At 47.1% G+C, this 6,100-nt stretch carries 5 protein-coding genes; 1 reads left to right on the top strand and 4 read right to left on the bottom strand.

The window, feature by feature from the left end; all coding sequences use genetic code 11:
- Positions 1 to 1,035, bottom strand: a 1,035-nt coding sequence (locus tag IQ260_RS31775) for a histidine kinase dimerization/phosphoacceptor domain -containing protein (RefSeq protein WP_193996047.1), incomplete at its 3' end; no start/stop codon positions are given.
- 19 nt (positions 1,036 to 1,054) lie between these two features.
- Positions 1,055 to 3,949 (bottom strand): response regulator, encoded by a 2,895-nt coding sequence (locus IQ260_RS26305; RefSeq protein ID WP_193996046.1) that lies wholly within the window; start codon positions 3,947 to 3,949, stop codon positions 1,055 to 1,057.
- A gap of 372 nt (positions 3,950 to 4,321) precedes the next feature.
- On the opposite strand from IQ260_RS26305, the gene IQ260_RS26300 reads away from it, so the two are divergent.
- Positions 4,322 to 4,909: a L,D-transpeptidase gene (locus IQ260_RS26300; protein ID WP_193996045.1), complete on the top strand. Its 588-nt coding sequence runs from the start codon at positions 4,322 to 4,324 to the stop codon at positions 4,907 to 4,909.
- Positions 4,910 to 4,949: 40 nt separating this feature from the next.
- Here IQ260_RS26300 and IQ260_RS26295 read toward each other — a convergent pair whose 3' ends face one another.
- Positions 4,950 to 5,420 (bottom strand): hypothetical protein, encoded by a 471-nt coding sequence (locus tag IQ260_RS26295; RefSeq protein ID WP_193996044.1) that lies wholly within the window; start codon positions 5,418 to 5,420, stop codon positions 4,950 to 4,952.
- 63 nt (positions 5,421 to 5,483) lie between these two features.
- The gene (locus tag IQ260_RS26290) at positions 5,484 to 6,020 is read right to left on the bottom strand and encodes an MORN repeat-containing protein (protein ID WP_193996043.1); all 537 of its coding nucleotides are present in this window, start codon (positions 6,018 to 6,020) and stop codon (positions 5,484 to 5,486) included.
- Between the last annotated feature and the right edge of the window lie 80 nt (positions 6,021 to 6,100).

Genomic DNA, 6,100 nt, shown 5'->3' with positions numbered 1-6,100 from the left:
TGTGAAGACTTCTAGATCTCCCTCTAGTTGATCAGCTAAGCTGGCCACCAGCTGCAACCCAAGTGTCTCGGTTTGATAAATGTCTAAATCCTGCGATATGCCCACTCCATTATCTTGAAAGATGAGTGAAAATTGATTCTTGGTGGCTCTGTTAGTTTCAATATTAATAATGCCTTTTTTAGTTTGTGAAAATGCATATTTCAAGGCATTAGACATCAGTTCATTAATGATCAACCCACATGGAACAGCCGTATCAATATCGAGTGAAATATCATCAATATTGATAATGACTTCTATATCATTAGAGTTAACTTGATAAGAGTGCAGCAGATAGCTGGAAAGGGTTTTAACATATTCCAAAAAGCTGACTTTTCCTAAATTATTAGACTGATATAATTTCTCATGCACCAGCGCCATCAACCGCACCCGGTTTTGACTTTCTCGAAAGAGGTCCAGAATTTTACGATCTTTAATTGAGTAGGACTGAAGCTCAAGCAAACTAGAGATGATTTGCAAATTATTTTTAACTCGATGATGAATCTCTTTGAGTAAGGCTTCTTTCTCCCGCAGTGAGACTTTGATTTGATATTCTGCCTGTTGACGCTTCAGCATATCTTGCAAACGTTGGACTCTATGGCGCAGTAATGCCCAGTGAATGGGTTTAGTCAGATAATCAGTGGCACCCACTTCAAACGCACGATTCACAGAGTCTGGATCGTCAAGACTAGTGATCATTAATATGGGAATATCACCTCCTGCCGCCATTTTTCGCAGTGTGGTGCAGCAGGTAAAGCCGTCTACTTCAGGCATCACAGCATCCATCAAGATCAGATCAGGGCGCTGCTGTTGAAAAATCTCTAAACACTCTTGACCGCTGCTCGCTTCAATGATCTCCAACCCCTCTCTTTGCATGGCCACACGTAAGAGTAATCGCATGGCTGAGTCAGCATCTACGATGAGTACTGTTGTCGCTGATGCAGGCTGCGACTGAATATGATGCGAAAGAGGGTCACTGTTGGCAAGTGCTTGGGTCACGTTTATAGTTAGTAGAGTTTTATAGAGTCTTTTGATAATGTTTTAAGGCGCTGCGGACCTGACAATATTCAGTATTAACCTGATCTACAAGGGTTAGGGCAGGCTGAACACAGTCCATTTTCCCAATGGTCTCCACCGCCTTACAGAGTTGAAAGAGCCGATTTGCACCAACGCAGCTACTCAGAGATTTTAAGGCGTGAGCGGTTTGGCTTAATGCTAATGCATCTTCTTTCTCAAGGGCTGCTTGGATCGCACTGATGCGACTGGGGGCATCGGTTAAAAACACATCGCAGACCTCAGCCAAAAATGAAGCATCAGTGCTGACACTTTCAAAACTCTGAGTATCGAGTGTCGATAAATCAGCTAGCTTTAGCAGCATATCGGTTACCTCCGCTGGCATGTTGGCAGTGATTTGTGAAGATTGTGAACCGAACGATCTCTGGTCAGAGGGCTTAAAGTTCGCTTCTAAGGCAGAACATTGCTGTAATGCCATAGCTATGTCACGCTTACGAATTGGCTTGCTAAGATAATCATCCATACCCGCTGCGAGACACGTCTCTCGATCCTCCTGCAGCGCATGCGCGGTCATAGCGACAATGCGAGGCTGTATGACATCAGGATCTGAGCGGATATATTTGGTTGCCTCTAATCCGTCCATTTCTGGCATTTGTATGTCCATCAAAACCAGGTCATAGGTATGCTGCTGGATGGCTGCGATCGCAGCTTTCCCATTTTCAACAACATCGGCCCAGTAGCCCAGTGTTTTCAAAATCTGCAGCGCTACTTTTTGATTGAGCAGAATATCTTCCACCAACAGAATGCGTAAAGGATTTTCTGCGCTAAGTGTGGGCTGAACTGATAGTTTTTTAACATTTTTGTGCCGGGTAGTCAGATGCTTGCCTAAAAGCTGCTGAACCAGCGCATTATAAAACTGAGACCGTCGGACCGGTTTGCGCAAGACCTTAATGTGACTGGTGAACGACTCGGAATGTGTTGATAACTCTTGGCGCTGAGGCTTAAATAAAATGACCGGTACAGCCTGATAGTTGGGAAGATGCTGGAGCTGGCGAACAAACTGATAACTATCCATATCGGGTAGCGGCTCACTGAGGGAAATCACATCGAACGTGTCAGCCTGCATCAGTTTTATCAATGCCGTCTCTGCCGATGCCACCGCACACACATTAAGACGCCAAGAGTTCGCCTGTAATGAGAGATGCTCCCGACTGGTTTGATTGCTGTCTACAATCAATAAACGCTTCTGACTCAGATCTGTTTCATGCTGGCTGTTGAAGCTAATCAGACCGGACTGTTGATCCGCCTCAAGTCTAATGAAAAAATGAAATGTCGCTCCCTGCCCAAGCTCACTTTCTACCCAGATTTCACCATTCATCATCTCAATGAGCTGTTTGCTAATGACCAGACCTAGGCCTGTGCCACCAAATTTGCGAGTGGTTGAAGTGTCTACCTGGCTAAAGGGCTTAAACAGTTTTTGAATCTTATGTTGGGCAATGCCAATGCCGGTGTCTTTTATGGAGAATTGAATATCGTAGTACTGCTTAGAAAGCTTTTCAGTAGGCTCTTTTTCAGCAAATTTCTCTATAGTTGCAGGATGAATTTTAGCCCGGATACTCACTTCCCCGGTTTTAGTAAACTTAATACTGTTACTGACTAAATTAGCTAGGATTTGCCGCAGCCGAATCGGATCGCCCCTGAACACATGGGGCATATCTATAGAATCAACCAATACTGTTAAAGAAAGTCCCTTTTGCTCTGCCTGATTGGAAAATAGCGACAGTACCCCTTCAATACAGTTATAGAGGTCAAGACGGCACATCTCTAGCTTCAGCTTGTGAGAATCAATTTTAGAAAAGTCAAGGATGTCATTGATCACGGTTAAAAGTGTATTGCCGCTGGTCCGAATAACTTCAACATAGTCCTGCTGCTGGCTATCTAAGCTGCTCTCTCCAAGCAGCTCGGTCATCCCAATCATGGCGTTCATGGGAGTCCGAATTTCATGACTCATCATTGAAAGAAAGTCGCTTTTAGCTTGGCTCCGTGCAGCTGCCTTGGTTGCTAGCTCAAGCGATAGATTTACCTGCTTTTGTGGGGTGATATCTTCGATATGAGCGATAAAGTAGGGGGGATGATTCTCAGAGCCTGTCAGCAAAGCAACACTCAGTCGGATGTCCACAACATTGCCCCGCTTGTGTAAATATCGCTTCTCGAGCTGATATGTTCGGCGGTTGCCTGATATCAGGGCATGCACGTGGTCCAAATCGATCTGCAGGTCATCTGGATGTGTAATTGTTTGAAAATCGGTTGATAGCAGCTCTGCCTCGGTGTAACCAACAATGCGGATAAGTTCTTTATTCACCTGCAAAAACTTTCCCTCTAATGAGACCAGCGCCATGCCAATGGGGGCATCCTCAAAAGCTCCCTGCAAGACCTGCTGACTTCTTCCTAAGGCCTCTTGAGCAGAGACTTGCTTGGCAATGGTCTCTGTTAATTGCTGATTGATGTTTTGCAGTTCATCTGGACTTTTAAAGGATAAGAACTGCGGTAACAGCGCAATGAGTTCTATGGCTGTATAGGCTGACACGATTGCTGTGCAGGCTCTAACCATCCCTGAGAGCCAATAGACTGGGTACCAAAGCGTGATAACGTCAAAGATATGGCCTGTCCCACACAAGCTAATAAATAATCCGAATAAGAGAAAGACGTGGCGCGAGAACGTTGGTTTACGCTTACAGACAAAGTAGGCTAACGTGATTGGGATGGAAAAGTACGATATCGCAATCACAAAATCGCTGATAGCATGGATGCCAACCAGCGGTGTTTGCCAGAGATAGCAGTGACCGTGGGGAATATAATGAGATGAGAGCAGTGTTGCTAGCAGACGATTAAGGATCATTAGCTCAATCTTTCAGACAATGTTTTTTAAACCACGTTCAAGTGAAAACCTGTAGTTTCCTCTCCTCAGATTTTTAGCTGATCCAATTTAGTAACAGGTCTGATTTATATCTGGCCTCAATTGCGATCGCAAGCCAGTCAGTATTGGGTAATTTGCATCCTCTGGGTTTATAAAGCCCAGGATAATAAAGAAAATATAAAGTAAATATACGAGTTTTTGGATTTTTTGATGTTACTAAGAAAGTTTTATCCTACGTAAACTCTGCCAAAAGCTGAGAACAATTTCTGGTACAAACATCAAAAAATATCTGTCCACTCGCTTGCATTTGTTGACTAAAGTTTGTCACCATCGAAAAAGATGTGGAGATAATCGGTGACTAAGGCTGTCCGCAGTGTGATCGTTGGCTTGACAGTGCCGCTTTGGGGGCTACTGGTACTACCGAGTGCTGCTCAAATAGCGGTCGACGCCAACCCTCCAGTATTCACGGTGCCGACAGCTGGTGCCGTCAAACCACCCGCATCGGAAATTATCAAGTGGCCGCCGCCGGTATCAATAGAACAGCCGGTCGCATTGCCAGTCACATTGGTGCTGCAGCTAAGCCAACGCCAGCTACATGTCTACCGAGGAGATACCCTAGAAACGATGTTTCCTGTCGCTGTGGGCAAGACTGGCTGGGAAACCCCAACGGGCACCTTTGAGGTTTCCTACATGCTAGAAAATCCGGGCTGGACCAATCCATTTACGGGCGAGGTACTGCCGCCTGGCCCAGAAAATCCCCTGGGGGAGCGATGGATTTCGTTTTGGACCGATGGTCAGAATGAAATTGGGTTTCATGGCACCCCCAACCGTGGATCCATTGGTCAGGCATCATCCCATGGATGTGTTCGCCTTTATAACGAACACATCCGCGAACTCTATGACTTAGTTACACCTGGTACCTTGGTCACGGTTCTGCCCTGATGGGGGCCTACTAAACCGGTGGAGCGGGACTTGGAGACGTTTACCAAAGACCTCTAGGACTATTGTTGGCAGGCGCTTCATTGGTCGCAGGAGCATCATTAGTAGGGGCAGAAACGTCTGAAGCCGATGCGTCTTCTGGTGATTCTGGATCACTTGCTGCTGGCCCTGTAGGTGTAGCTGGTTCGTCACCTACAGGCAGGACGGCATCATTGCCAGGTTGGGCCGGTGCACTGACATCAGTGTTGGCCTCCCCTGCAGCATCAGCGTCGGGCTCTTCGGGCTCTGGGCTTGCTTCAGGGTCGGGCTCTGGAGAAGAGGCCGGGTCTGGCGTGGCTTCAGGGCCGGGGGTAGGGTCTGGAGCGCCGTCAAAATCACCGCCATCTGCGGGAGGAGTGGGGGTGGGTATGTCTTGGGCATAGACGAAGGGGACAGCGCCGAAGGTTAATCCCACTGCTGAAAGGGTGGCTAATAAGAGTCGAACGTTTGAGAAGTGGGTGGAAAGAGTAGTCATGGCTGCAGCTCCTGAAGATCAGTATCAAAGTTATCAAGGTCACAATATTTAACCGCTGACATGTCAGTTGGTCATATCAGCGCCCGCGCTATCGCAGGTTAAATCGCTATCCACTAAGCGTCCTTGTTGCCATATACCTGATTTTGAAGTGCCGTCAGCAAATATGAAGGCACCTTCGCCGTTGCATTTGTTGAACTCAAAGTCGCCGATATAGCGATCGCCATTTTCTAGGGTCCACACCCCCCGACCGCTAAATAAATCATTGTGAAACTGACCGACGTAGCGACGACCATTACCAAATACAAACGTACCACAGCCGTTGCGTTGGCCATCACGGTATTCACCGTCGTAGCGGTTGCCATTGGGGTAGATCATACTGCCACGACCGTTGGCTGGCTGGCCATCGTCAAACTTGCCGTAGAACTGGATGCCGTTTTGATAGGTGTGGTCAGGGGCATCCGCCTCGATCGGCGTGATGTCGGGCTCATTACACAATAGCTGGATGGTGACGGTGCCATCGGGGGTAACGAATTTGGGTGATTTGGGGCGCAGGGCAAAGTACAGGCCGGCCGGCCCACCACCAATACAGACAATCTTCATGACAACGGCTCCGCGTTTGATGCGGTATTACCTTAGTCATGAATAGTTTAGTTGTAAAGTAATTTGCTGAGCCGGCGCCC

It is taken from the genome of Leptolyngbya cf. ectocarpi LEGE 11479, from assembly GCF_015207065.1.
Taxonomy (GTDB): Bacteria; Cyanobacteriota; Cyanobacteriia; order Phormidesmidales; family Phormidesmidaceae; genus Leptothoe; species Leptothoe ectocarpi.
Note: the sequence above shows the minus strand (reverse complement) of the source record. Positions and strands in the feature narration are given on the sequence as shown.

What these genes read in the sequence shown, in the direction of transcription:
- IQ260_RS26290 (WP_193996043.1), bottom strand. Translation starts at nt 6,020, where the DNA reads ATGAAGATTGTCTGTATTGGTGGTGGGCCGGCCGGCCTGTACTTTGCC.
- IQ260_RS26295 (WP_193996044.1), bottom strand. Translation starts at nt 5,420, where the DNA reads ATGACTACTCTTTCCACCCACTTCTCAAACGTTCGACTCTTATTAGCC.
- IQ260_RS26305 (WP_193996046.1), bottom strand. Translation starts at nt 3,949, where the DNA reads ATGATCCTTAATCGTCTGCTAGCAACACTGCTCTCATCTCATTATATT.